The 23,998-nt window shown below is 63.0% G+C and carries 21 protein-coding genes and 5 pseudogenes; 9 read left to right on the top strand and 17 right to left on the bottom strand.

Annotated features, from left to right (window positions below; genetic code table 11):
• Position 1: 1 nt before the first annotated feature.
• Entirely contained in the window at positions 2-805 is an 804-nt protein-coding gene (locus tag QP166_RS04975) for a hypothetical protein (protein WP_333914909.1), read from the top strand.
• Positions 806-1,065: 260 nt separating this feature from the next.
• Here the strand turns inward: QP166_RS04975 and QP166_RS04970 are convergent, their stop codons facing one another.
• From QP166_RS04970 to QP166_RS04950, 5 genes and pseudogenes are all read right to left on the bottom strand, one after another.
• A complete protein-coding gene (locus QP166_RS04970; protein ID WP_333914908.1) occupies positions 1,066-1,323 on the bottom strand; it encodes a hypothetical protein in 258 nt (85 codons plus the stop codon).
• Positions 1,324-1,356: 33 nt separating this feature from the next.
• Positions 1,357-4,618, bottom strand: a pseudogene (locus tag QP166_RS04965) (error-prone DNA polymerase).
• Positions 4,615-4,857 carry a DUF6504 family protein gene (locus QP166_RS04960; protein ID WP_333914907.1) on the bottom strand — a complete coding sequence of 81 codons (243 nt, stop codon included), beginning with the start codon at positions 4,855-4,857 and terminating at the stop codon, positions 4,615-4,617. The pseudogene QP166_RS04965 and the gene QP166_RS04960 overlap by 4 nt, the downstream one beginning before the upstream one ends.
• 325 nt (positions 4,858-5,182) lie before the next feature.
• The gene (locus tag QP166_RS04955) at positions 5,183-6,148 is read right to left on the bottom strand and encodes a Y-family DNA polymerase (RefSeq protein WP_333914906.1); all 966 of its coding nucleotides are present in this window, start codon (positions 6,146-6,148) and stop codon (positions 5,183-5,185) included.
• 163 nt (positions 6,149-6,311) lie between these two features.
• Positions 6,312-7,071, bottom strand: a pseudogene (locus QP166_RS04950) (ImuA family protein).
• 169 nt (positions 7,072-7,240) lie between these two features.
• Here QP166_RS04950 and QP166_RS04945 point away from each other — a divergent pair.
• Positions 7,241-7,687 carry a hypothetical protein gene (locus QP166_RS04945; RefSeq protein ID WP_333914904.1) on the top strand — a complete coding sequence of 149 codons (447 nt, stop codon included), beginning with the start codon at positions 7,241-7,243 and terminating at the stop codon, positions 7,685-7,687.
• Positions 7,688-7,708: 21 nt separating this feature from the next.
• On the opposite strand, the gene QP166_RS04940 is transcribed toward QP166_RS04945, so the two are convergent.
• From QP166_RS04940 to QP166_RS04930, 3 genes are read right to left on the bottom strand one after another with little or no spacing between them, the layout of a single operon-like run.
• A complete protein-coding gene (locus tag QP166_RS04940) occupies positions 7,709-8,383 on the bottom strand; it encodes a hypothetical protein (RefSeq protein WP_333914903.1) in 675 nt (224 codons plus the stop codon).
• On the bottom strand, positions 8,376-8,822 hold the full coding sequence (locus QP166_RS04935) for a hypothetical protein (RefSeq protein WP_333914902.1): 447 nt from the start codon (positions 8,820-8,822) through the stop codon (positions 8,376-8,378). The genes QP166_RS04940 and QP166_RS04935 overlap by 8 nt, the downstream gene beginning before the upstream one ends.
• Positions 8,823-8,861: 39 nt before the next feature.
• Positions 8,862-9,038, bottom strand: coding sequence for a hypothetical protein (locus QP166_RS04930; RefSeq protein WP_333914901.1), 177 nt, complete (start codon positions 9,036-9,038; stop codon positions 8,862-8,864).
• A gap of 41 nt (positions 9,039-9,079) precedes the next feature.
• Between QP166_RS04930 and QP166_RS04925 the strand changes: the two genes are divergently transcribed.
• Both QP166_RS04925 and QP166_RS04920 read left to right on the top strand, forming a co-directional pair.
• Positions 9,080-9,349, top strand: a complete 270-nt coding sequence (locus tag QP166_RS04925) for an HU family DNA-binding protein (RefSeq protein ID WP_333914900.1) — start codon at positions 9,080-9,082, stop codon at positions 9,347-9,349.
• 46 nt (positions 9,350-9,395) lie between these two features.
• Positions 9,396-10,028, top strand: a complete 633-nt coding sequence (locus QP166_RS04920; RefSeq protein ID WP_333914898.1) for an SOS response-associated peptidase — start codon at positions 9,396-9,398, stop codon at positions 10,026-10,028.
• Here QP166_RS04920 and QP166_RS04915 read toward each other — a convergent pair.
• Both QP166_RS04915 and QP166_RS04910 read right to left on the bottom strand, forming a co-directional pair.
• On the bottom strand, positions 10,015-10,794 hold the full coding sequence (locus QP166_RS04915; protein WP_333914896.1) for a hypothetical protein: 780 nt from the start codon (positions 10,792-10,794) through the stop codon (positions 10,015-10,017). The genes QP166_RS04920 and QP166_RS04915 overlap by 14 nt on opposite strands.
• A 413-nt stretch (positions 10,795-11,207) precedes the next feature.
• Complete coding sequence (locus QP166_RS04910; RefSeq protein ID WP_235513447.1) at positions 11,208-11,612, bottom strand: MerR family transcriptional regulator; 405 nt, start codon at positions 11,610-11,612, stop codon at positions 11,208-11,210.
• Between the two features lie 69 nt (positions 11,613-11,681).
• Between QP166_RS04910 and QP166_RS04905 the strand changes: the two are divergent.
• The 5 genes and pseudogenes from QP166_RS04905 to QP166_RS04885 all read left to right on the top strand — a co-directional run bounded on the left by QP166_RS04905 (position 11,682) and on the right by QP166_RS04885 (position 19,120).
• A pseudogene (locus QP166_RS04905) lies at positions 11,682-12,343 on the top strand (cation transporter).
• 419 nt (positions 12,344-12,762) lie between these two features.
• Positions 12,763-14,028, top strand: coding sequence for a TolC family protein (locus QP166_RS04900; protein ID WP_333914894.1), 1,266 nt, complete (start codon positions 12,763-12,765; stop codon positions 14,026-14,028).
• Positions 14,025-15,194, top strand: a complete 1,170-nt coding sequence (locus QP166_RS04895; RefSeq protein WP_056532552.1) for an efflux RND transporter periplasmic adaptor subunit — start codon at positions 14,025-14,027, stop codon at positions 15,192-15,194. The genes QP166_RS04900 and QP166_RS04895 overlap by 4 nt, the downstream gene beginning before the upstream one ends.
• Positions 15,195-15,197: 3 nt before the next feature.
• Positions 15,198-18,422, top strand: coding sequence for an efflux RND transporter permease subunit (locus QP166_RS04890; RefSeq protein WP_333914892.1), 3,225 nt, complete (start codon positions 15,198-15,200; stop codon positions 18,420-18,422).
• Positions 18,423-18,433: 11 nt separating this feature from the next.
• A complete protein-coding gene (locus QP166_RS04885) occupies positions 18,434-19,120 on the top strand; it encodes a ZIP family metal transporter (protein WP_031393017.1) in 687 nt (228 codons plus the stop codon).
• 243 nt (positions 19,121-19,363) lie between these two features.
• Here QP166_RS04885 and QP166_RS04880 read toward each other — a convergent pair whose 3' ends face one another.
• The 7 genes and pseudogenes from QP166_RS04880 to QP166_RS04850 form a co-directional block, all read right to left on the bottom strand.
• The gene (locus tag QP166_RS04880; protein WP_041394287.1) at positions 19,364-19,552 is read right to left on the bottom strand and encodes a hypothetical protein; all 189 of its coding nucleotides are present in this window, start codon (positions 19,550-19,552) and stop codon (positions 19,364-19,366) included.
• 451 nt (positions 19,553-20,003) lie between these two features.
• Positions 20,004-20,762 (bottom strand): arsenical resistance protein ArsH, encoded by a 759-nt coding sequence (arsH, locus tag QP166_RS04875; RefSeq protein ID WP_056015372.1) that lies wholly within the window; start codon positions 20,760-20,762, stop codon positions 20,004-20,006.
• Entirely contained in the window at positions 20,762-21,085 is a 324-nt protein-coding gene (locus QP166_RS04870) for a YnfA family protein (protein WP_333914891.1), read from the bottom strand. The genes arsH and QP166_RS04870 overlap by 1 nt, the downstream gene beginning before the upstream one ends.
• Positions 21,082-22,365: pseudogene (locus tag QP166_RS04865) on the bottom strand (arsenic transporter). The gene QP166_RS04870 and the pseudogene QP166_RS04865 overlap by 4 nt, the downstream one beginning before the upstream one ends.
• On the bottom strand, positions 22,365-22,793 hold the full coding sequence (gene arsC / locus QP166_RS04860) for an arsenate reductase (glutaredoxin) (protein ID WP_082445131.1): 429 nt from the start codon (positions 22,791-22,793) through the stop codon (positions 22,365-22,367). The pseudogene QP166_RS04865 and the gene arsC overlap by 1 nt, the downstream one beginning before the upstream one ends.
• Positions 22,794-22,812: 19 nt before the next feature.
• Positions 22,813-23,136: pseudogene (locus QP166_RS04855) on the bottom strand (ArsR/SmtB family transcription factor); the annotation flags it as partial.
• Positions 23,137-23,510: 374 nt separating this feature from the next.
• Positions 23,511-23,993, bottom strand: a complete 483-nt coding sequence (locus tag QP166_RS04850; RefSeq protein WP_056532564.1) for a c-type cytochrome — start codon at positions 23,991-23,993, stop codon at positions 23,511-23,513.
• Positions 23,994-23,998 lie beyond the last annotated feature (5 nt).

Raw genomic sequence — 23,998 nt, 5'->3', positions numbered from 1 at the left:
CATGGTGCGACGCAAAGCGCTTCATGTCGGCACCATCTCTTTTGCCCGCTGTGGCCCAGAAATGGTGCTGCCGCCCGGTGACCGTATGCGACTGATCCTGGCGGCCAGCGACAGCTACGAGCCCGATCTGCTGGTCACCGCCGGTTATGCTGTACACTCGCGCAAGCACCTATATCGCCTTACACGCGACATTGCCGACGATCCGCGCAGCGGCGTCATCATCACGGAGGTTCATCACGACGGCCGCCGCCGGCACGAGATTGGTCACTCGCATGCCATGTGGGCGATCCTGGGCGACGGCCAGCTGCACCGCTTTGGACGCCAGGCGTTCGGCACCAGCCGCGAGGTGCGCCACCGCGCCAGCCCGGGCCTCATAGCCTTTCGCCGGCGGCTGTTGCGCCGATCGCTGAAGCTTGATGACTTCACGCTGTTTGCGTTGATCTGCGGCGAGCTCAACATCGTACAGGGGCGATTGCGTCCCGCCTTCGTCGATGACGACGCGCGCACCGCGATCGAGCGCACAGACATCGTGCTCAATCCCACTCACGATCGCATGAGCAATGCCGGTACGTTGCACGCCAAGCGCTGCCTGCTGTCTCAACCGCACGTCGGTGGCGGCACGCGCGCATACGTATCGGTATCGAACTGGGAAGCGTGCGGGTTGAACGGGCGTGTACAGCAACCCTCGCATACCTTGCACACCGTCTACGTCGATGGCGAACCGCTCGCGTACGAGGAGCTCGCCGACGGTGCGTTTGGCTTTGTGTATCGTCGATGGCAGCTCGATCTGAGCGGCGCAACATGAGGCTGCCGCGGCTCGGCAACTCAGTACAAAAGTACCATTTTGTACTGAGTTGGAAAAGCCGCTGCGTTATGAGTGGCCGGCAAGGCGATAAGTCAAATCATCTTGGTAGCGACCGCTCGATCGCCTTTGAAGCGCGCGAGGATCCGCTCGGCAGGAATTTTTGATGGTGCGACCGCACGCGCAGATGATCCGCATGTCGGCGCGATCGTCCGCCCATTCGCCGAGCGTCCGGTAGGAAGTGTCGTTCGTCGGCCGGCTGCTCACAGCGGCGGAACGTCCTCGTACCGCCCCGCTTTCCGCAGCTGCCGCACGATCCCGTTGAAGGCCGCGGTCACGCCCTGGGCGCGCCCGACCTCGTTCGCCTGCGAGGCCGCGTCCCAGTAGAGCTCGAGCGGCCAGCGCTCAGGGCAGTGCGGCAGCAGGCAGCGCAGCGCGAGCCGCACCTCGATCCCGTCGACCGTCGTCTCCGAGCATTTCGCCACGCCAGCGCGCAGGATGTGCACCGACAGCGCGATCACGACGCGCTGGTGTCGAGGCAGCGTCGCCACGGATCAGTGAAAGTCGTGCGACTTGAAGCGCACGACGTCCTCAGGATCCATGCCCTCGGCGTGGGGCGGCCAGTAGCAGTTGCGCGGCTCGGGGCTCCACTCCTTGTCGCCGCGATCGGGTGAGCCGGGGTGCTGGGCGGCGTCGCCGCGGCCGGTGCGATGCGGGAACGACATGTCGCCGACGCGGTGTAGAAGGTCGCCGTGGTCGACAATGCGGTCGCAGATGACGTGGATCACCTCGCCTTCCTTCTGCACTCGCCCCTTCAGACCGACCATGGAGGCCGACATCACGGTGCGGCGCTGCGCCTCGAAGCGGTCGGGCCAGAGGATGCCATTGGCGATTCCGGTCTCGTCCTCGATCGTGATGAACAGCACACCCTTGGCCGAGCCGGGTTTCTGGCGGACCAGGATTATGCCGGCGACCTCAACGTGGCGACCGTCGCGGACGCTGGCGAGATCCGCGCAGGGGGTGACGCCGCGGCGCGTCAGCTCGTCGCGCACGAATGAGAGCGGATGCGCGCGAAGCGACAGCTGCAGGTTGCGGTAATCCTCGATCACCTCGCGGCCGTCGGTGAGCGAGCGGAGCTGCACCTGGGGCTCGATCCCCTCCGCGCTCTGCGTCTCGGCCGCGCGGTCGGCTGCGGCGAACAGCGGCAGCGGCGCCTCGCCGAGCCCCTCACCTTCCAGAGGCCCTGCAGGCGATCGGCGCCGAAGCTGTGGAAGGCGTCACCATCTGCCAGCTTCTCGATCGCGGCGCGCTGCGCGCCGGACCGCCGCCATACGTCCTCGACGCTCTCGTAAGCGGTGGTGCTGCGCGCGGAGACGATCTTGGCGCCGTCTGCGTTCGACAGACCGCGGATCTGCCGGAGGCCGAGCCGCACCGCCAGGTAGCGGCCGCCCGTTCGCTCGAGCGTGCAATCCCAGCGGCTCGCGTTGACGCAGGGGGCCGCACTTCGACGCCGTGCTCGCGCGCGTCACGAACGATCTGCGCCGGCGCGTAGAAGCCCATCGGCTGCGCGTTCATCAGCGCGGCGCAGAACACGTCCGGATGATGGTGCTTCATCCACGACGAGGCATAGGAGATCTTGGCGAAGCTAGCGGCGTGGCTCTCGGGGAAGCCGTAGGAGCCGAAGCCCTCGAGCTGGCGGAAGGTGCGCTCGGCGAACTCGCGCGGGTAGCCCCGCTCGACCATGCCCCCGATCAGCTTCTCGCTGAAGTGGCTGACCCCTCCGGTGAACTTGAACGTCGCCATGGCGCGGCGCAGCTGATCCGCCTCGGCCGGGGTGAAGCCGGCACCGACAATCGCGACCTTCATGGCCTGCTCCTGGAAGAGCGGCACGCCGAGCGTCTTCTCGAGCACGGCGCGCAGCTCCGGCCGCGGGTACTCGGGCCGCTCCAGTCCCTCGCGCCGGCGCAGGTAGGGGTGGACCATGTCGCCCTGGATTGGCCCGGGCCGCACGATCGCGACCTGAATGACGAGGTCGTAGAAGCGCCTCGGCTTCATGCGCGGCAGCATGCTCATCTGCGCGCGGCTCTCAATCTGGAAGGTGCCAAGCGTATCGGCCTTCTGGATCATGGCGTAGACGTCGGGATCATCGTCCTGCAGGTCGGCCAGCCCGACGCAGATGCCCTTGTCCTGCTCGAGCAGGTTGAAGGCCCGGTTCATGCAGCCGAGCATCCCCAATCCGAGGACGTCGACCTTCATGAACTTGAGTGCGTCAACGTCGTCCTTGTCCCACTCGATGATCTGCCGATCTTCCATCGCCGCGGGCTCGATCGGCACCAGGTCGTCGAGGCGGTCATGTGTCAGCACAAAGCCGCCCGGGTGCTGCGACATGTGGCGCGGGACGCCGATGAGCTTACGTGCGAGGTCGAGCGTCAGGCGCAGGCGGCGATCGGCGATGTCCAGGTTGAGCTCGTCGACCTGCTTCTCGCCGACGCCTTCGGCCGACCAGCCCCACACCAGCCCCGCTAGCGAGGAGGTCAGATCCTCCGGCAGACCGAGCGCCTTGCCGACGTCGCGCACCGCGCCGCGCGCGCGGTAGCGGGTGACGACCGCGGTCAGCGCGGAGTGGTTGCGACCATAGGTCTCATAGATCCACTGGATGATCTCTTCGCGGCGCTCATGCTCGAAGTCGACGTCGATATCGGGCGGCTCGCGGCGCTCGCCCGACACGAAGCGCTCGAACAGCAGCTCGTGCTTGATCGGGTCGATGGAGGTGACGCCCAGCACGAAGCACACGCAGCTGTTCGCGGCCGAGCCGCGACCTTGGCAGAGGATCCCGCGCCGGCGCGCCTCGCGAACGATCGCGTAGACGGTGAGGAAGTAGGGCGCATAGCCGAGCTCGCCGATCAGCCGCATCTCATGCGCGATCTGCGTGGTGTAGGCCTCGGGCACGTCGCCGTCGAACATGCGCTCGACCGCCTCAGTCGCCAGCTTCTGCAAGGCCTCCTGCGCCGTCAGCCCCTCGATCAGCCGCTCGTGCGGGTATTGGTAGGCCAGCTCGCCGAGGTCGAAGGTGCACAGCTTGGCGATGTCGACGCTCGCCTGCAGCGCGTCGGGATAGGCGCGGAAGCGGCGCACCATCTCATCGGGCGATTTCAGTGCGCGGTCCGCGTTCACCTCGCGGCGGTAGCCGAGCTCGTCGACGGTGCATTTCTCGCGCACCGCAGTGACGACGTCCTGCAGCAGGCGCGCCTCAGGCGCGTGATAGAGAACGTCGCCGGTGACGACGGCGCGCACGCCCGCGCCGCCTGCCTGACGCGCGAGCGCGTCGATGCGCACCGCGTCACCCGGCCGGCGCCGCTGGTAAAGCGCCATGTAGCCGCGGCGCCCGTAGACCGCCTTGAGGTCCTTCAGTGCCGCGAGGTTCTCCTCGTCCGCCTCATGCGGCAGCAGGATGGCGATAACGCCCTCGGACCATGGCTCGAGGTCGTGCCAGTGGAGCAGGCACGCGCCCTTCCCTGCCCGCTTCTTGCCGACAGTGAGCAGCCGCGTGATGCGCGACCAGGCGGGACGATCGGTGGGATAAAGTAGCAGGCGCCGCCCGCAGGATAGATCCACGCGCGTGCCCGCGATCGAGCGGACGCCAGTGGCTTTCTGCGCCTCCCACGCGCGCACGACGCCGGCAACAGTGCCGATATCGCTGACGCCGATCGCTGGATATCCAAGCAGGGCCGCAGCTGCGAACAGCTCTTCGGGGCTGGACGCGCCGCGGAGCAGTGAGAAGTGCGTCAGCACCTGAAGCTCGACATAGTGGGTCATCCGAAGACCCCGTGCATCCACCACGACAGGTCGCCGGTATCACCCTCGAACCCGTCACCGCGGCGGAACACCCAGTACCGGCCGCCCGCATCGTCCTCGACCCGGTAATAGTCACGGACCGCCCATATCTCCGCGTCGCGTCGCCACCATTCGCCATGAACGCGCTCGGGGCCGTCGCCGGCGACGACCTTGTAGACCGTTCCCCGCCACTCGAAGCGTCGCGGTGGCTGGTCGGGCATCAGCGCGATAACTCGGTGCAGCGGCTCTGGGCGCGCGAAAAGACGCACCGGACGTTGCCAAGCAGGCCACTCCCCGGCAGGACATTCGGGTCGGAGTGGGCGACGGCCCGCTCCGGCACATGACTCTCTACCGGGGCGATGCGGAAGACCGATCGCATCCCTATTCGGCCCGCGATCACGTCAACCAGTCGTGCGGGATCGCGCACAAGCGTTTCGCCCGCCAAGACCGCCCCGAGATCTACTGCATCAAGGGGCTCGGTATGCGATGCTACCATCGTAAATTGCTCGAGGCCCCAGCCCGGATCGATGCGCTCGATACGCAGCTTCAGCAGCCGCAGCAGATGCGTAACTTCCTCGTCGGCCGCGATGTGCCGATCGCGACAACCTGTTCGCTGCCGTCGACGCGCATTCCCGTCAGGCGCAGCGATCGAGCGCCGAGTCCCCTTGCCTGCAGCACCTCAGCAAGGTCCCCCAAGAGATCCGACATGACCTTCTCGATCGCGTCGGCCGTGCTGATCGGTTCGAGCAGCCGGCGTTCGACCGCCGGCACCTCTGGGTCGTCTCGCGGCGTGATTGGCTCGGCGATACCGCCTAACGCCTGATCGAGACGCGTGATCGCCGGCAGACCAAGTCTACGTGCCAGCGGACCGCGCGCGACCGGCAGCAGGTCCGCGATACGCTCGAAGCCGAATTTGCGAGCGGCCGACAGCGCAGTCGGTGTTAGGCGCAGCGCCGCGATCGGCAACGAGCTGATTGCCTCGACCGTGCCGTGTGGATCGACGCGCGTCAGCTCTTCTTTCCCGAACCGTGCGAGCGCATGTGCGGCGCCCGGTGTGTCTGCGACCGCGACGCGAGCGGTGAAGCCTGCTCGCCTGCAGAAGGCCAGGAGACGACGGCAGAAGCGTTCCTCTCCACCGTGGAGATGATCGCAGCCGGCGAGGTCGATCCAAAGGCCATCCAGCGGCGTCACCGCGGCAATCGGCGACCAGCGCCGGACGGCCAGTAGTGCGAGGCGATCGAGCAGCGCCGCGTCTGCTTCGGGCTCGGCCGGACGAAAATCGAGATCAGACACCAGCGCGCGAGCATGGGTCGCTGCCATGCCGGCATGGATCCCCAACGCCTGCGCGCCTATACAGGCTGCGACGACCTCCTCGCGACGACCCATCTTGCCGATCAGCGCAAGCGGGGCGTGATCGACGGGTAGCGCTGCGGCTGGCGCGTTTAGCATAGTCAGCGCAGCCGTCTTGTAGGGGTGGCTCGCTGCCTCAGACCGTCGGCCGAGCTCGCGCATGGGTGGCTGTGCGTGGACAGGCAGAGACGCAATCTGTGCCTCCACCTCTTCACGCGATTGCGCGCTGGTCCGTGCCCAACGGGCACCAGGACGCCAACCGCCGCCCCGCGGCACCGAACAGGCGCCGGGATCGTCGTCGACCGGTAACTGCAGGGCGGGGCGCTCAGGCGGCCGCGAAGCGGGCCGTTCCAACCGTCTCAGCCGCTCGATGGCCAAGTTCGGCAGGAACAGCGAGACAACCCGTCTCATCGCTGGCCTCCAATATCAGGGAAAAGCCCTCACCTCCGCGCTGTCGCGCGAGTTCGATCGACCACCGCGCTCTTCCTACACCCGCGACATCCAACCGCGCCGAAGGCGCGGAGCCGATCCGCCAGCGCGTCCACGCGGCGGATGGCTCGCTAAAGGGGTCCTGGTCGCGGTTACGGCGACGTCGGAGCAGCAAAACCGGCATGTCCGCTTCAGCTGCCACCAGCTGCAGGCGGCGCGTGGCGACCATTGATACTTTGCTTGCCTCCGCGACGATTGCCGACGGCGTGCCGTCACGCACAGCGTCTTCGATTACTGCAAGCAGTGTGGCGTCGTCGGGTGGGTGCGCGTAGATGACGCTCGCGGCCGTGAGTCCCGCCTGAGCAAGGCCCGGGGCGTAGATATCTGGTCGGCAGCTCGCCCATAGCACCGGCCCTCCGGCGATCGCCGCCTCGCGTGCCGCGATCCCGGCCAGGAAGAGCGTCGTCGCCGCATCGTCGACCGGTGCCCCGGTTTGGGCTGTCGCCTCGTGTAGAGCACCGGCGCGCAGCCCCTGCCCCAAGCCGACTATCGATCTCGTCAATCCCGAACGGCAGCACGCGATAATCCGTGACCGGCGTGGCGATTGTCCGGAGGTGCGCTATGCTGGGCGCGAAGGAATCGAGAGCGGCGGACATCGTTTGGTAAGACTCTACTCGTTCTCTTTATGTTCCGTTACCAAGTCCAACATTGCAAGGGCTGATCGTCTCCATTCGTCGTATCGAAACGGAACGCACGCGATACGAAGCAGCGACAAAGCGAGAAATTCCGCTTTCCATGGCCTCTCGCGTGACTCATAGAAATGTGATGCCGATCCGCGCTGAAAATCGCTGGCTCTACCCGATCGACTGGCACCAGCTGTCAGGTACGATCCGGTTTGAGCGTGCGGGCAGGCGCTGCGAGCAATGCCGTCGGCCACACCTTCGACGGGTTGCGCATCTTGGCGACGGACGTTGGTGGGACGCCGATACGTCGTGTTGGCGATCGGACCAGGGCAAGCGCGTCTCGATGAAGGCGGGCTTCACGCTCGCGAGCGTCCGGATGACCTATGTCGTGCTAGCCTGCGCGCACCTCGATCATGATCCGGGCAACAGTGCTCCCGGAAACTTGCGCGCGCTTTGCCAGCGTTGCCACATGATCCACGATGCGGCCGAGCATCGCTGGCAGCGATGGTGGAATGTATTTCGAGTGCGCGCGTTGAGGGATCTGTACGAGGATCCCCGGATCACGCGTGAGCGTCACTCGGCTCGATAATACGCTGCGGCTTCACGCAGCCTACGCCTTCGTCTCTCCGCCATTTTCATCCACCCAGGCGAGTAGCTCGAACCCCTGTGATCCTCCGCTCAGGGCGTCGATTAGGTTGATCTTTGCTGCTTCAAGGAGGTGCTGCCAGATTGCCTCCACGTCGTCATAGGCGCGCGTACAAAATTCCCATGTGAGGCGTTCTTCGTATTCCGGACGGTAGTCACGCAACTGCTTCCGAAACTCGGCATCTGTTCCGACTGCTTCCCACTCCCGCACCTTTGGCTTGTGCGGTTTAGGATGGGCGAACATGTTTCGTATCTCGTTGAGTTCGCCGATGGTTGCGTAGGGTCGCTTATTCCAATCGATGTCCACGCCGGTCATCTTCAGAAGGGCTTTAACCTTGTCCTTCGTGCTCTTGCGTTCGTAGTCACTCCAACTCGCAGCGGCCGAGCCTTTGTCGGTTGCTGATCGCTCAATGAGTGTAATGCCGACGAAGTTGACGTACCCCTCCAGCGCAAACGCGACCATTGTCACCATCGCAATCATGTCGAGGAAGATGCCATCGCCACGATCTTTGTCTTCGAAGGCCTTCGACAATCTCTCGCGCATGTAGAGAGCGGCATTTGCGATGTCGTTGTGAGGAAAGTCGGTGGTGTCATTTGTTAAACGGGCACGGATGCGGGGTTGTTTCACATCATCAGTCATAGGCATTCGATCCGAATAAACGTCGGAAGAAGCCCCTCTTCGCAGGTGCGCTGACGGAAGGCCCCAAGACCGCGGCCCCGGATTTCGCGAGATCGGTAAAACTATCAGGCTCCATTCGACCTGCTTCAATCTCTCGCGTAACGACATGATGGAAAATAGCTGGATCGATGTTTTCACCGTCCAAGGTAGCTTCTGATATGGCGAAAGCGTAGCGATCGGTCAGTATCGCGTCCTTCAACTTCGTCGCATCGTTGCCCTGCGCTTCCAGCGATCGGACAGCTAGCCCCATGACGGCGTGAAACGCTTGCAAAAGCGCTACACGGTCTTGTTCTTGGTCTATTTCATCGAGCAAGCTGACAATTCGGTCTCTGACCGGAAGCGGCTCGATGGTCTCTTGCTGCCCGAGCTCGTCCAAGAATGCAGCTACCCGCGGATCCATATCACCCCCTGTGTTTGGCTGAACCTTACTGCTTGGCTGTCAGAGATCGATGTTTCGTTTCTTCATGGCCTCTGCGGCAAGATCGGCAATCGGCCCAACGCCGCCGACGGCTTCGTAAACGACGGTCACGTCGTGGTCCTCGAGCTTCTCGAGCATCAGTGCGACCGCCCGCGCGTTCGCCTCATCCAGCACGGTCTTTGTGTCGTCGCTCGCCATGGGTAAGGATCCCCTCGTTTTTTCTAAGGAGCAAGACTAGCATGAACATCAGTGAGCTGGCCAAGGGCGTCGCCACGTCGACGGGATCGAGCGAAGCCGACGCAAAGAAGGCGATCGCCGCGGTTTTCGATCAGATCGCAGAGGCCGCGACAAAGGGCGAGGAAGTCTCGATCCCGGGGTTTGGCAAATTTGCCGTCAAGGATCGGCCAGAGCGTCAGGGGCGCAATCCAGCGACCGGGGAAGCCATGACGATCGCCGCTTCGAAGAAGGTGTCGTTCACGGCCGCGAAGGGCCTGAAGGACAAGCTCTAAAGATCATGCGCCGGCGATTGATCGCCGGCTCTCACAGGAGGCGCGGATGTGTAATCGGTACAGGCTGACGGCGAAGCAGGCCGAGGTGGCTGCGGCCTTCGGCATTCGCCCTCCCTATGAGGTCGATGACGCATTCCCAGCGGGCGATATCTTCCCCACCGGCAAGAAGACCCCGTTCTATGGGGCCGTCATTTTGCAGGACGGTGACGACCGACGGCTCCAGCGGATGGAATGGGGCGTGCCGACGCAGGTTCCGAGCAAACGCGACCCAGAGACCAAGCTGACGAAGTACGTAACAAATGTCCGCAACCTTCGCTCTCCGTTCTGGAAGTCGATGCTTACTTCCCCGGCGAGGCGCTGTTTGGTGCCGGTGACGTCATTCTCCGAGTATGGTCTCCAACCCGGTGAAGATGGCAAAAAGCCGCTCCATTGGTTCGATGTGCCTAGCCGTCCGGTCTTTGCCTTTGCCGGCATATGGAGGTCAACAGAGCGAGGGAATGCCTATGGCTTTCTGACGACAGATCCAAACGCTTTGGTAGCTCCAATCCATCCTAAGGCAATGCCAGTGATCCTCCACGATGAGGATTACGAATGCTGGCTTCGATCGTCGTGGGATGAGGCCTCGGCCCTCGTCGCCTCCTACCCCTCCCAGTTAATGAACATTGCTATCGGTGAGTGACCACATCCGTCTTTCCGGTCTTCAAATTGATTGCTGGCCTTCGGGAAACTCCCGGAACATCGGCTATTGACTCTACTGAGCCTAGATCAATTACCCTTGTGCGGACGCCATCGGAAATGAAAAGATTGCTACCGCTCGTATTAAATAAGAGCCCAACGACCTGCCGACCTGTCTTTAGATTAATAGATGAACACGAAGGATTCTCGTCGATATAACCTCGCCCCACAGAGCATCTCTTCGCGATCTCCTTTAGTCTATTAGCTTCATCATCACCGGCCTTTGTCCCTTCGTCGATAAGCGCAAATGAAGCAGTCATCGTCAGGAAAACCATACCGACCATAATTGCTGCGGTAACGGGCATCGTTAGGAAGTGGAACTCGGGTTCACCAAGCCAACCCCTGACCCTTGCCATATTTCGGTCCCGCCACTCCGTCAGGCGAAGGCGCCATTTGGGAGTCGTTTTCTTCCAAGCCCCTCGAAAGACTTGTCGCGCCATAAGGGCCATCCCGACAACGATCGGCAACAGCGCGAGCAACAATATAAGATGTACGATGTGGTGAGAAAGCAGTGTTAAAACACCGAATATAAACTTTTCGGCGGTTGACGGCTCTATTAGCCCCGCTGGTATATGGAACGCCTCATTTATTGCGTTCTGATAGCTCTCGCCCTCGAAATATATGATCGACCCGACTATGCCGGTTAGACCAATTGCCCACACCCGCAATTTAGATGCCACATTTCTTATGGTCACTGAGAATAACGACATGGTACCTTCATGATTGCCGAGCGCGTCCAGGAATAGACCCTATAGCACCGAAACTCGGAAGCCGAGTTACAACCCGTCAAGACCAAGCCTACGCCAGTGCCTTTAGGGTATACCCCCAGCGCATCCTTCCAGGCCGGTCCTTTTTAGATCAATAGATGATCCATAGAATTCGGGGCTATTTGTTGCCTTGGTCCGGCTGAAGTCCCAGCCAAGGAGGACCATACGGCACCCAATCAAACAACACCGTCGATTTCTCACTGCAGGGGTAAGTATCTAAGTATCAGGGTTTCTGTCTTAGCATCACGATCCTCGGCAGCGGTGTCGCGGGCATCGCAAAACCCTCGACTTATATGGTGATTGCTGGCGACGCCTGGCAAAGGATCCGTCACAGGAAGCCGTTAAGTCCTGTGGGACTACTCAGGAGGCGCAAGGGCTTCGATGATCCGACAGTCGGCGACGGTGTTCCGGCTACAGGAATCTATCAGCGCATCGAGTTCACCAGCCAGTGCGGTGAGATCGGCAATCTTACGCCTGATCGCGTCGCGGTGTTGATTGGCAACGACATCAACAGCGATGCAGGACTGATCTCGTCGATCGGCAAGCCCCATCAACTCGCGTACTTGGTCGATCGAGAAGCCAAGATCGCGGGCACGACGAATGAAGGACAGGCGGCGCAGGTGCGCACCCTCATAGGTCCGATAGTTCCCCGCCGATCGCGCAGGTGCCGGCAGCAAGCCAATCTGCTCATAGTAGCGGATCGTTTCGACCTTCGTGCCAGTCGCACCAGCCAATTTTCCGATTGTCAGTTTCTCAGACACAGCGCTTGACCCTCTAGCGACTAGAGGGTGCATATAGGCTGTCAGATCGATTCTATCGAGGTGGCGAACATGGCCTGCACAAGCTGCGCGTCCGACAAGGCGGGTACTCTCAACGATCCAAAGTGGCGCCGGGCGCTATGGATCGCGCTTGCCGTCAATGCCGGCATGTTCGTTATCGAGATCATAGCCGGCATCACGGGCGGATCGAAGGCGCTCCAAGCCGACGCGCTCGACTTTTTTGCTGACACCGCGAACTACGCAATCAGTCTTGGTGTTGCCGGAATGGCGATAGCCTGGCGCGCACGCGCTGCGATGTTGAAGGGGCGACGCTTGCTTTGCTAGGCGTCTATGTCCTGTTCGCGGCGGGATGGGGTGCGCTCCACGACGCGACGCCCCATGCCGACATTATGGGTGTGGTCGGCATCGCCGCGCTGATCGCGAACCTTGTCGTCGCGGTCATGCTGTACCGCTTCCGAAGCGGTGACGCGAACATGAGGTCAGTATGGATTTGCTCGCGCAATGACGCGATTGGCAACATTGCCGTCGTGCTAGCCGCAGGCGGGGTGTTCGGCCTCAACAGCGCGTGGCCTGATCTTGCCGTCGCCACCTTGATGGCTGTGTTGGGCATATCGGGCGGTGTTCAGATCATGCGGCAGGCACGCGCCGAAATGCGTAGCGAGCCCTCACCCGTCCCCGCTACTTACCAGCAGTCGTTACATGGCAGTCGGTAAGCTGCTAAGACGCGGGCCGATGCACCGCCTTTCCGCCCTGTTCCTCAGTTTCATGCTCGTGCTTATGCTCGGGCTTGGATCAGTCGCGCATGCGACCGAAGGCGTGACGTGCATTGATACCACAGCGGTCAGCTCCCTCGATCATTGCGACGGCGACGCTGACCAAGTGCCGGCAGACGCCGACAAGGCGTATCCTCACCATCATGGCGGTTGCCACGGCCATCATGTCGGCGTGCCGTTCGCGTCCGATTCAACCGGACCAGCCAGCAGCGTTCGTATGAATGCGTCGGTGTGGCGCAATGCGCCCAAGGCCCCGGTAGCGTCGGACCCAGCCCTACGTCCTCCCCAAGCCTGACCAACGCCTAATCTCGCCGGGAAAGCCCGTGCGGATGCTCAAAGGTTCGTCAGAGTCCGTTCCCATGCACCGTTTTATTGCGGCCTTATTGGCCGTGGCGTCATGCGCGTCGATCGCGCAGGCGCAGTCAGCCGATCCAACATCGACCAGTCCCCCGCTTACCCTTGATCAGGCGCTTTCACTTGCCGGAGCGACCGCCCCTAGCCTTGAGGCTGCCACAGCAGCCGTCCGGGCAGCAGAGGCAGGCCGCACGGTTGCCGGCTACCGCCCTAACCCGTCGATCGTCGCCGAGACCGAGAACATTGCCGGTAGCGGTCAATATCGCGGCCTTCGCAGCGCCGAGACAACAGCAGGATTGGCACTACCGATCGAGCTGGGTGGCAAACGATCGGCACGGATCGCCGTCGCGGATGCGATTGGTAATCGAGCGCGGATAGGCACGGCGTTGGCTGAGGCTGATCTACGGCTTGCCGTCACTCAGCTCTACATCGAGGCGACAGCAGCGGAGCGTCGGCTTGTGATCGCCCGTCAGCAGGCCGGTATCGCCCGCGAGGCTTCGCGTGCAGCCGGCGTCCGCGTTCAGGCGGGGCGAGCATCACCGCTCGAACAGCAGCGAGCCGATGTATTGCGGATCAACGCGGAGACGGCTGTGGAGCGCTCGCAGCGGCTTGCCGAGGTCGCGCGAAGCAATCTTGCCCGACGGATCGGCCAACCCCTCACAGGACCGTTGGACTTGGCGTGGTTCGGCCGTGTCGAGAGCTTTGGTCCAGCGCGGCCGATCGAGACCGCCGGGACGCTGGCATTGGCAGCGACACGCGCGGACGTAAAAACGGCAGAGGCCCAGGTGCGGCTTGCCAGGTCGCAGCGCATTCCCGACGTGACACTCAGCGCCAGCGCACGACGGCTTGAGGCTACGAACGACGTGGCAGCGGTGTTCGGCCTGTCGATCCCGTTTCCGCTGTTCAACAACGGCAAGGCGGCAGTGGCGCAGGCGCGGGCGCAGACCGATTCGGCGCAGGCGCTACGTCGCGCGGCCGAGCTGGATACCGCGCAGGATATCGCAAGCGCACAGGCGAACGTCGCGAATGCCGCGACGACCGCTCGCAACGCCAGCGGGCCGGCATTGGCATCGGCAAGCGAAGCCGCTCGGATTGCCCGGATCGGCTACCGGGAGGGCAAGTTCGGTCAGCTCGATTTGTTGGATGCCGAACGTACCCTGTCCGAAACACGAACCGCCGCGATCGATGCGCTCGCCACCTATCACGACGCCAAGGCACGCCTCGAACGGTTCGTTGCCGCAGCGCCCTCGCCCGAGGAAACCAATCAATGACGAAGACCATCATGCGGGCGCTCGCGCCTATGACCCTGGCTATCCTCCTTGCCGGATGCGGCGGGGGTGGCAGCAGCGAGGCCGGTGAGAAAGCCGGAGCCGAGAAGGCGGAAGGTGCCGAGGCCGGCGAAGCCAAGGAGGGCCCAAAGGATATTGTTACCCTGTCCGCCCAGCAGATCGCGGATGCCGGGATAGAGGTTACGCGTCCTACAGTAGGCGGCGTGGCCGGAGCGATCGAGCTATCGGCAACGATCGAGGGCGATCCTCAGGGTGTGCAGGTTGTGTCCACCTCCGTAGGCGGTCGGCTCGTTTCCCTCACCCGCAATCTCGGGCAGTCAGTCAGCCGGGGCGACCCGCTGGCTATCATCGAAAGCCGGGAAGCGGCATCACTGAAAGCGGAGGTAGAGGCTGCGCGCGCGCGTTCCGCACTCGCCCAATCGAACCTTCGCCGCGAACAGCGCCTGTTCGCCGAACGCGTTTCGCCGGAGCAGGATCTGGTCGCGGCGCGAACGGCCGCAACGGAGGCCAGCATTGCCCTTCGTCTGGCGCAGCAGCAGTTGTCAGCGACGGGCAGCGGAGGCGGCGCGCTCAACCGCATCGCGGTCCGCTCGCCGATCGCCGGCCAAGTGATCGCGCGATCGGCGACCCTCGGGCAGGCAGTCGCGGCCGATGCAGAGCTGTTCCGCGTCGCCAACCTGTCGAAGGTCACTGTCACCACATCACTCGTTCCCACGGATGCTGGTCGGGTGAAACCCGGCGTGCGTGTCGAAGTGACAGCGCCGGGGCGGCGTCAGGAGGGACGCGTCACGTTCGTGTCCCCCATTCTGGACGAGACGACCCGATTGGTGCCGGTGATCGCCACCCTCGACAACGCCGGCAGCACATGGCGCGTCGGTGAGACGGTCAACGTATCGATCCTCGTTCCTGCGACCGGGGACCGCACCGTCGCCGTACCATCGGCCGCAGTACAGATGATCGAGGACAAGTCGTTTGTGTTCGTCCGGACGGCGACAGGTTTCCGGGCAATTCCAGTGACACTTGGCCGCACCAATGGCGGACAGGTTACCGTAACGGCAGGCCTTACCGGCTCGGAGCGCATCGCTTCCACCAACAGCTTCACGCTCAAGGCCGAACTCGGCAAGGGCGCAGGCGGGGATGAGGACTGAGCCATGATCGGTCGCATCGTCACCCTATCCGTCGAGAAGCGCTGGCTCGTCCTGCTTCTCACCATCGCGGCTGCGTTGCTCGGGATTGGCGCGCTGCGTCAGCTTCCAATCGACGCCGTACCCGACATCACCAACAACCAGGTGCAGATCAACGTCGTCGCTCCTGCCCTGTCCCCCGATCAGATCGAGAAGCAGGTTGCGTTCACCGTCGAAACCGCGCTCGCGGGCATTCCCGGCCTTGAATACACCCGCTCGCTAAGCCGCAATGGCTTTGCCCAGATCACAGCAGTTTTCGGTGAAAAGACCGATATCTACTTCGCGCGGGCGCAGGTCGCCGAACGCCTGAGAACCGCCGAGGAAGACCTCCCCGAAGGCGTGAACCCGGAGATGGGGCCGATCGCCACGGGCCTGGGCGATATCTTCATGTGGACCGTTGAATACCGCGAGCTGGATCAGGTCCATCACCGCAACGGCGAACCCGGCCTGCAACGCGATGCCAGCTATATCACCCCCGAGGGGGATCACCTCGTCAGTGACGCCGACAAGGCGACCTACCTGCGCACTGTGCAGGATTGGATCGTCACGCCGCAGCTAAAAAGCACGGCCGGGCTTGCCGGCGTCGACTCCCTTGGTGGCTACACCAAGGAATATCTCGTCGTTCCGGACGTACAGCGCATGGCAGCGATGCGGCTGACGCTTCAGGATCTCACCACCGCCCTTCAGCGCAGCAATACCAGCGCGGGCGCGGGCGTGGTCAACCGCAACGGCGAAGGGCTGGCGGTTCGATCGGATGGGCGTGTCCGCAACGCCGACGAGCTGGCCCGTACCGTCGTTGCCACCCGCGAGAGCGTTCCGATCCTGCTCAACCAGATTGCGGCCGTTCGCACCGGACAAGGGCTGCGCATGGGATCGGCGTCGGAAAACGGCCATGAGGTTGTCGTTGGGACCGCGGTCATGCGGATCGGGGAAAATAGCCGCACGGTATCGACTGGCGTTGCCGAACGGCTGACGCAGATCGGCCGCTCGTTGCCGGTCGATGTGGTTGTGAAGCCGGTGATGAACCGGACCGAGCTTGTGAACTCCACGATTTCGACGGTTGCCCGCAACCTTGCCGAAGGTGCGGTGCTGGTGATCGTCGTCCTGTTTGCGCTGCTTGGCAATTTCCGCGCGGCGCTGATCGCGGCCTGTGTCATTCCAATCACGATGCTGCTGACCAGCATCGGCATGTTGGAAGCGGGCGTTTCGGCCAATCTGATGAGCCTTGGTGCGCTCGACTTTGGTCTGATCGTGGATGGCGCGGTCATTATCGTGGAGAACGCATTACGGCGTTTGGGCGAGGCGCAGCATGGTCGCGATGACGTGCTGACGATCGAGCAACGTCTCGGGATTGTCGCGGCATCGGCACGCGAGATGATCCGCCCATCAGTGTACGGGCAGGCTATCATCATCCTTGTCTATGCGCCGTTGCTCACCTTCACGGGCGTCGAAGGCAAGATGTTCGAGCCGATGGCACTGACGGTCATCATCGCCCTGGTGTTCGCCTTCATCCTGTCGCTGACCTTCATACCGGCAGCGATTGCGATCTGGCTCAGCAAGCGGGTCGAGGAAAAGGAAAGCCGCGTCGTCACGTTCCTCCGGCAGCGCTATGAGCCGGGACTCGATGCGGCAATGCGCCGCCCCACCCTGACCATCGGCGTCGCGATCGGTGCGCTGGCACTCGCCGGGGCCGCTTTCATGACATTGGGGCAGGAGTTCTTGCCGCAGCTCGATGAGGGCAACATCCTCGTGCAGGCGGTCCGCATCCCGGGCACATCGGTCGATCAGAGCCAGGCGATGCAATTCCAGGTGGAAAAGGCACTGGCCAAGGCCCCTGAGGTCCGCTTCGCCTTCTCGCGCACCGGCACGTCCGAAATCGCATCGGACCCGATGCCGCCTAACGCGACCGACACCTTCGTCATCCTGAAGCCGAAGAAGGAGTGGCCCGACCCCGGCCTGTCCAAGGAAGAGCTCGTGGACCGGCTGGAAAAGCGCCTCTCTACTCTGCCGGGCAACGCCTATGAGATCACCCAGCCGATCCAGATGCGGTTTAACGAGCTGATCGCGGGCGTACGCGGCGATATCGCGATCAAGGTATTCGGCGACGACTTTGGCGAGATGAACGCGACCGCAGATCGGATCGCCGGCATTCTGCGAAAGACGCGGGGTGCAGCAGACGTGCGGGTTGAGCAAACCGAAGGCTTGCCGATGCTCGATATCCGGCCGAACCGCACTGCCATGTCCCGCGTCGGGGTGACGGCGGGTGATGTGCAGGACACGGTTGCAGCAGCCATTGGCGGCCGACAAGCTGGCGTCATCTTTGAAGGCGATCGTCGCTTCCCGGTCGTGATCCGGATGGCGGAAAGCTCGCGCTCCGATCTGACGACGGTTGCTCAGGTGCCGGTGCCGACCGGCAGTGGCGGCTTCGTACCGCTATCGACTGTGGCGGATATCGCCGTGGTCGATGGTCCCAACCAGATCAGTCGCGAGAACGGCAAGCGGCGTGTCGTGGTGCAGGCCAACGTGCGCGATCGAGACGTGGCCGGCGTCGTGGCTGATGCCCGGTCAGCCATCGACGCTCAGGTGAAGTTGCCGCCCGGCACGTATCTCGAATGGGGCGGTCAGTTCGAGAATCTGGCATCTGCCCGCGATCGGCTCAGCGTTGTGGTGCCGATATGCTTCGTGGTCATCATGTTCCTGCTTTACGGCGCGCTAGGCTCCGTCAGGGATGCGTTGATCGTGTTTACTGGCGTTCCGCTGGCGCTGGTCGGAGGCATCCTGGCGCTGGTGCTAAGAGGCATGCCGTTCTCCATTTCAGCGGCAGTTGGCTTCATCGCGCTATCGGGCGTCGCGGTCCTCAATGGGCTGGTCATGGTGTCGTCCATCCATGATCTGATGCGGCAAGGCATGGATCGTGCGGTAGCGGCGCATCAAGGCGCTCTGGCGCGGCTCCGGCCGGTTGCGATGACGGCTCTCGTTGCGTCGCTTGGCTTCGTGCCGATGGCACTTGGTCATGGTGCTGGAGCCGAGGTGCAAAAGCCGCTGGCGACCGTCGTCATTGGTGGCCTGATATCCGCAACCTTGCTCACCTTGTTCGTGCTGCCGACGCTCTACGCTCGTTTCGGACGGCGCGAGCTGCCAGCCCCATCAGGGGGACACATCGAACTGCCGCCTTTGAATCTGACAGCGTGAGGGCTTAAGCTATGCAGGCCGTTGCCTTCACGCTCATTCCCGTCGTCGCCGTACTGATCGGCTCGCTATTCGCGGTATCGAGACGGCCAAGTGATGCCTTCGTAAGCGCTATGCAGCACTTGGCGGCAGGCGTCGTGTTCGCCGCAGCGGCAGCCGAGATCCTGCCCCAGGTGATGCACGAAGGTTCACCGATCGCGACATTCACAGGCGGCGCGCTTGGCATTCTCGTGATGCTGTCGCTCAAAGCCCTTGAGGGTCGCGCCAGTGGCCCGATCGCCATGTTGGGTGCGGTAGCCGTCGATATCCTGATCGACGGGCTTGTTCTCGGGTTGGCGTTCGTCGCTGGCGGGAAGGCCGGGGTGTTGCTGACGATCGCGTTGACATTGGAGGTGCTGTTTCTCGGACTGACCGTGACGACCGAGTTGGGCGAGACGATCAAGTCCAAGGCGCGGATCATCGCGATTACGATGGGGATCGCGTTGTTGCTGCCGATCGGTGCAGCGATAGCGACGCCCGTTGCGACGTTTCCGCCCGTCGTCATCGCCGGGTTTCTCAGTTTCGGTCTGATGGCGCTGCTCTATCTCGTGACGGAAGAGCTGTTGGTCGAAGCGCACGAGAAGCCTGACACCCCGCTTATCAGCGCGATGTTCTTCATCGGGTTTCTGGGATTGCTCCTGATTGAGGAGGTATTGGGCTGACCGCTCGACGTGGAACGTCCTGGACCGATGATGATGACGCCGAGCTTCGTCGGCGTATCGAGGCCAGGCAAACGCTGGCGGTAATTGCGCGCGAGATGGAACGAACGATGGATGCGGTTCGGGGAAGAGCCTCAACCCTGAGGGTAACTCTCCGCTCGTCGCAGCGACCGTGGCGGGACGGCGTGCCGCGCCGAGTAGACGTAGACTAGAAAAATAGGGGCGGTTGCCCGCCCCTATCCAGCTTTAGCCGTGCTTCATGCCGCCCTTGGCATGATCGCAGCAGTCCGCGGCCTTGGCTTTTGCGCCATCCTTGCAGCAGTCCGCACCGTCCTTGCAGCACGCCATGTCGGCGCAGCAATTGGCGACAGCGGCGAATGCGCCAGTCGACAGGGTGAGGGCGAAAGCAGCGCTGATGAGCTTAAACTTGGTCATGATATTCTCCGAAATTTACGTGTGATGGTGTTCAATTTCACACGGTTTGCGGAGGGGGTGTGGCCGGAGCGTATGCCATGCCTAAAAGGCCCGTCTGTGGAGCCGGCCATGGCGATAGACGGGAGGACGGAACCAGCTCGATATGTTCGACGGTTTCGCCGGCAACTGCAACGCACGGTATGGCGCAGGCCGACGCAGGCGCCTTTTTGACGGGAGCGCCTGCTGATTTGCTGGCGCAGTCCATCATCGCGGACGCAGCCGGAGGCGCGGCCATCGCCATCGTCTCGCAGAGCGGACCAAGCCGGACCAGTAACATCACTGCCAGGACGAAAAACGCCATGGAATGCAATATTTTGGAGAGTGGGCGAGCCCGGCGTTTCATTGCATGCATCTAGAAGCACACTTCGTGATGCACAATGTCGCAGGAGCGGTTTGCCACACTAAGCGGACTTTACTCGCCTTTCCGATACGTTGGTGAGGTTGCGATGCTCGAAAGGTCCGTGGCGCTATCGATCGGCACGCCTGCCTCCTTTCGTTCGGAATAGCGATCGACCAGTTGTGCGGTGTGCGGGCGTAGCAGGATCGTGAAGCGTACCAATTCCTCCATCACGTCCACGATCCGATCATAGTAGGCCGAAGGCTTCATTCGATCGCTTTCGTCGAACTCGGCAAACGCCTTCGCGACGCTGGATTGGTTGGGGATCGTCACCATCCGCATCCAACGGCCAAGGACGCGCAGCGTGTTCACGCTGTTGAACGACTGCGACCCCGCCGACACCTGCATGACGGCGAGCGTGCGGCCCTGCGTTGGGCGCATCCCGCCCATCGACAGCGGCAGGTGATCGACTTGCAGCTTCATGATGCCGGTAATCTGGCCGTGTCGTTCAGGGCTGCACCACACATGCCCCTCCGACCACATCGACAGTTCGCGCAACTCGTGGACGGCCGGGTGATCGTCCCCCGTCACCTGATCGGGCAGCGGCAACGTCGAAGGATCGAAGATCCGCGTTTCGCAGCCGAAGAATTGTAGCAGGCGAGCAGCTTCTTCGACGCACAGCCGCGAGAAGGACCGCTCCCGCAGGGATCCGTAGAGCAGCAGGATCCGCGGAGGTGGATCACCAGCGCCCAGCCCAAGGGCAGGACGATCGAGCGCATAGCGCCGATCGAGTGCGGGCAGATTATCAGGATCGGAGAGAGTGCGGAGCGGCATCAGGCGGTCCTTGGGCCAAACAGAATGATACAGGTGCCGATCAAGCAGAGCGCCGCTCCACCCGCGTCCCAGCGATCGGGCCTCACCCCTTCGACAGCCCACAGCCAGACCAGCGATGCGCAGATATAGACGCCGCCATAGGCAGCATAGGCCCTCCCCGCTGCATCGCTATCCACACGTGTCAGCAGCCAGGCGAACAGCATTAGCGAGACCACGCCCGGAGCCAGCCACAGGGGCGATTTGTCCAGCCGCAACCATGCCCAAAAGGCAAAGCAGCCCGCGATTTCCGCAAGCGACGCGGCAAGGTAGACGAGTGCCGTCATACCATGCTGATCCTGATCGCGAGTGCCGCGAGCGTTACCAGCAGCACCGGGATCGTCAGTGTCGCGCCAACCTTGAAGTAATAGCCCCAGCCGATCCGGATGCCCTTTTGCCCGAGGACATGCAGCCAGAGCAGCGTCGCGAGTGAGCCGATCGGCGTGATCTTCGGACCGAGGTCGCAGCCGATCACGTTAGCGTAGATCATCGCTTCCTTGATCGCGCCTGTGGCGTGCGTCGCGTCGATCGACAGCCCCCACCAGAACGGTCGGCATGTTGTTCATCACTGATGACAGCAGCGCGGCAATGATCCCGGTCCCGAACGCCGCACCCCACACGCCGCCTTGCGCGGTGCGATCGAGCAGGCCGGCAAGGTGGTCGGTCAGGCCAGCATTCCGCAGGCCATAGACGACCAGGTACATGCCGAGCGAGAAGATCACGACCTGCCACGGAGCGCCGGCCAGCACTTTGCGCGTCTGGATAACATGGCCGCGCGCGGCGATGATAAGCAGGAGGACCGCGCCGGCAGCGGCAACGGCGCTGACCGGCACGCCGATAGGTTCAAGCAGGAAGAAGCCGGCGAGCAGCAGGGCGAGAACGACCCAGCCCGCCTTGAACGTGGCAGGATCGCGGATCGCGTCAGCGGGCGCGCGGAGCTGAGCCACATCATAGCTGCCCGGTATGTCGCGCCGGAAGAACAGCAACAGCGCGACCAACGTCGCGGCGATCGACGCCAGATCGACCGGCACCATTACCGAGGCATAATCGGCAAAGCCGATCCGGAAGAAGTCGGCCGACACGATGTTGACGAGGTTGGAAACGATCAGCGGCAGGCTGGCGGTATCGGCAATGAACCCCGCCGCCATGACGAACGCCAGCGTCGCCTTGTCCTTGTATCCCAAGGCGCGCAGCATCGCGATGACGATCGGCGTCAGGATCAGGGCCGCGCCATCGTTGGCGAACAGTGCCGACACCGCCGCGCCGAGCAGCACGATCAGCACGAACAGCCGGCGACCATGCCCCCGCCCCAGCGCGCGACATGGAGCGCCGCCCATTCGAAGAACCCGGCTTCATCGAGCAACAGGCTGACGATGATGATCGCGACGAACGTCGCGGTCGCATTCCAGACGATGCCCCACACCACCGGCACATCGGAGAGCGAGACGACGCCGACGAGCAGCGCAACGGTTGCACCGCCCAGCGCGCTCCACCCGATGCCGAGGCCCTTGGGTTGCCAGATGACGAGCGCAATCGTGACGACGAAGATAGCAAGCGCGAGCAGCATCAGGCGATGCGCTGACCCGAGGCGTCCACGACCTTTTCGCCGTCTTCCTTGGCAAACGCCCCCTGTTGCGGCTCGGGCAGCAGATCAAGGACCGCTTCGGACGGTCGGCACAGCTTCACGCCGACCGGAGAGACAACCAGCGGCCGGTTGATGAGGACCGGATGCGCCATCATAGCGTCCACCAGCACGTCGTCGGACAGCGACGTGTCGCCCAAGCCTAGCTCCGCATAGGGCGTGCCTTTCTCACGCAGCAGATCGCGGGGCGTGATCCCGGCGCGATCGATCAGCTCGACCAGCAGCGCGCGCGAGGGCGGCGTCTTCAGATATTCGACTATATGCGGCTCGATGCCGGCATTCCGGATCATCGCCAGCGTGTTGCGCGACGTGCCGCACTCGGGGTTGAGATAGATCACGATATCGACGGCCACGGGGCGTCCTTTCAGCAGCAGGGGTGAGTTCGGCCAGCAGTGGCGCGCACAATTCGGGCGAGCCGGCGCAGCAGTCTTTGACGAGGAACAGGGTCAGTGCGCGCAGTCCGCCCAGATCTGCGCGGTAGACGATGGAGCGGCTATGCCGTTCAGAGCGGACCAAGCCCGCACGCGCGAGGATGCCAAGGTGCGCCGACATCGTGTTTTGCGGCACATCGAGCTGCCGAGCAATATCGCCCGCAGCGACGCCGTCTGGCTCGTGCTGAACCAGTAGGCGGAACACGTCGAGCCGTGTTCCTTGCGCTAGTGCGCTAAGCGCGGCGATCGCGGTGTTGCTTTCCATATATCCAGCATAGACGATATAATAAATTAAGCTAGAGCCGGGTGCGACACTTGGCTCCCCTCCCTGCTTTCCCGCGACATTGATCGAATTTTTGCTAGTACTTTTTAGGTATACCCTCTGCGTTCCTACTCTGGCCGGTCCGATTTCCGCCAAAAAGGGACATTAAGAATTTAGCTCGGATCGGCCCTTTGGTCCGCCTGGAGTCCTAACCAAGGAGGACCAAACGGCACCCTACCAAACGGCACCGATGAAGCTTCATTGAGGGTTGAAGCTCTTCCTTCTGTCGGCTCGCAAGGCAGTGTCGGCGCGTTGCAGTTCACTGCTGGCGACCGTCCCACAAACGATGGTATTTCGGGATTATGGAAGGAGATCGGTTAGCCTGTTCCACCTGAGACATCGGGAGCCGCCTTGGGGTCGGGATCCTGTGCCTTGCCTGTCGCGGGTGCCGCCTTCTGGCTCGGCATAGCGATGAGATAGGCGACGATCGCGTTGACGTCCTTCTCGGCCACCGGAGCCTTGTACACTTCACGCATCTTGGTGACGGTCGCCTTCCACTGATCCGCCGATAGCGCAGGCTGGGTCAGCGCCATGCTGGCCGAGTGGCACGAAGTGCAGTTGGCGTTGATGACGTCGGCGTGCGGACCATCGGGGTAGGTAACGTCATCGACCGGCAGGTCGACGCTGGTCGAGGCGAGCGAAAAGCCGCGGGCTGAGACGCTGGTGGGCGGTGCCGGCTCGGATGTCTCGGAGATCGGGGCAGGCGCCTTGCGGCTGCTCGGCGCCCCGATCGAGACGAGGATAATGCCGGTCAGGCCGATCAGGCCAGCGGCCATGATGCCGGAAGACGGGGTCTTCATGCTAC

The sequence above is a fragment of the Sphingomonas sp. LR60 genome, from assembly GCF_036855935.1.
In the GTDB taxonomy this organism is placed as follows: Bacteria; Pseudomonadota; Alphaproteobacteria; order Sphingomonadales; family Sphingomonadaceae; genus Sphingomonas.
Note: the sequence above shows the minus strand (reverse complement) of the source record. Positions and strands in the feature narration are given on the sequence as shown.

Excerpts from the sequence above, each read along its gene's own strand:
- QP166_RS04975 (WP_333914909.1), top strand. The coding sequence starts at position 2 with ATGGTGCGACGCAAAGCGCTTCATGTCGGCACCATCTCTTTTGCCCGC.
- QP166_RS04960 (WP_333914907.1), bottom strand. The coding sequence starts at position 4,857 with ATGCCCGACCAGCCACCGCGACGCTTCGAGTGGCGGGGAACGGTCTAC.
- QP166_RS04955 (WP_333914906.1), bottom strand. The coding sequence starts at position 6,148 with ATGCGCGAGCTCGGCCGACGGTCTGAGGCAGCGAGCCACCCCTACAAG.
- QP166_RS04945 (WP_333914904.1), top strand. The coding sequence starts at position 7,241 with ATGCCGATCCGCGCTGAAAATCGCTGGCTCTACCCGATCGACTGGCAC.
- QP166_RS04940 (WP_333914903.1), bottom strand. The coding sequence starts at position 8,383 with ATGACTGATGATGTGAAACAACCCCGCATCCGTGCCCGTTTAACAAAT.
- QP166_RS04935 (WP_333914902.1), bottom strand. The coding sequence starts at position 8,822 with ATGGATCCGCGGGTAGCTGCATTCTTGGACGAGCTCGGGCAGCAAGAG.
- QP166_RS04930 (WP_333914901.1), bottom strand. The coding sequence starts at position 9,038 with ATGGCGAGCGACGACACAAAGACCGTGCTGGATGAGGCGAACGCGCGG.
- QP166_RS04925 (WP_333914900.1), top strand. The coding sequence starts at position 9,080 with ATGAACATCAGTGAGCTGGCCAAGGGCGTCGCCACGTCGACGGGATCG.
- QP166_RS04920 (WP_333914898.1), top strand. The coding sequence starts at position 9,396 with ATGTGTAATCGGTACAGGCTGACGGCGAAGCAGGCCGAGGTGGCTGCG.
- QP166_RS04915 (WP_333914896.1), bottom strand. The coding sequence starts at position 10,794 with ATGTCGTTATTCTCAGTGACCATAAGAAATGTGGCATCTAAATTGCGG.
- QP166_RS04900 (WP_333914894.1), top strand. The coding sequence starts at position 12,763 with ATGCACCGTTTTATTGCGGCCTTATTGGCCGTGGCGTCATGCGCGTCG.
- QP166_RS04895 (WP_056532552.1), top strand. The coding sequence starts at position 14,025 with ATGACGAAGACCATCATGCGGGCGCTCGCGCCTATGACCCTGGCTATC.
- QP166_RS04890 (WP_333914892.1), top strand. The coding sequence starts at position 15,198 with ATGATCGGTCGCATCGTCACCCTATCCGTCGAGAAGCGCTGGCTCGTC.
- QP166_RS04885 (WP_031393017.1), top strand. The coding sequence starts at position 18,434 with ATGCAGGCCGTTGCCTTCACGCTCATTCCCGTCGTCGCCGTACTGATC.
- QP166_RS04880 (WP_041394287.1), bottom strand. The coding sequence starts at position 19,552 with ATGACCAAGTTTAAGCTCATCAGCGCTGCTTTCGCCCTCACCCTGTCG.
- arsH (WP_056015372.1), bottom strand. The coding sequence starts at position 20,762 with ATGCCGCTCCGCACTCTCTCCGATCCTGATAATCTGCCCGCACTCGAT.
- QP166_RS04870 (WP_333914891.1), bottom strand. The coding sequence starts at position 21,085 with ATGACGGCACTCGTCTACCTTGCCGCGTCGCTTGCGGAAATCGCGGGC.
- QP166_RS04850 (WP_056532564.1), bottom strand. The coding sequence starts at position 23,993 with ATGAAGACCCCGTCTTCCGGCATCATGGCCGCTGGCCTGATCGGCCTG.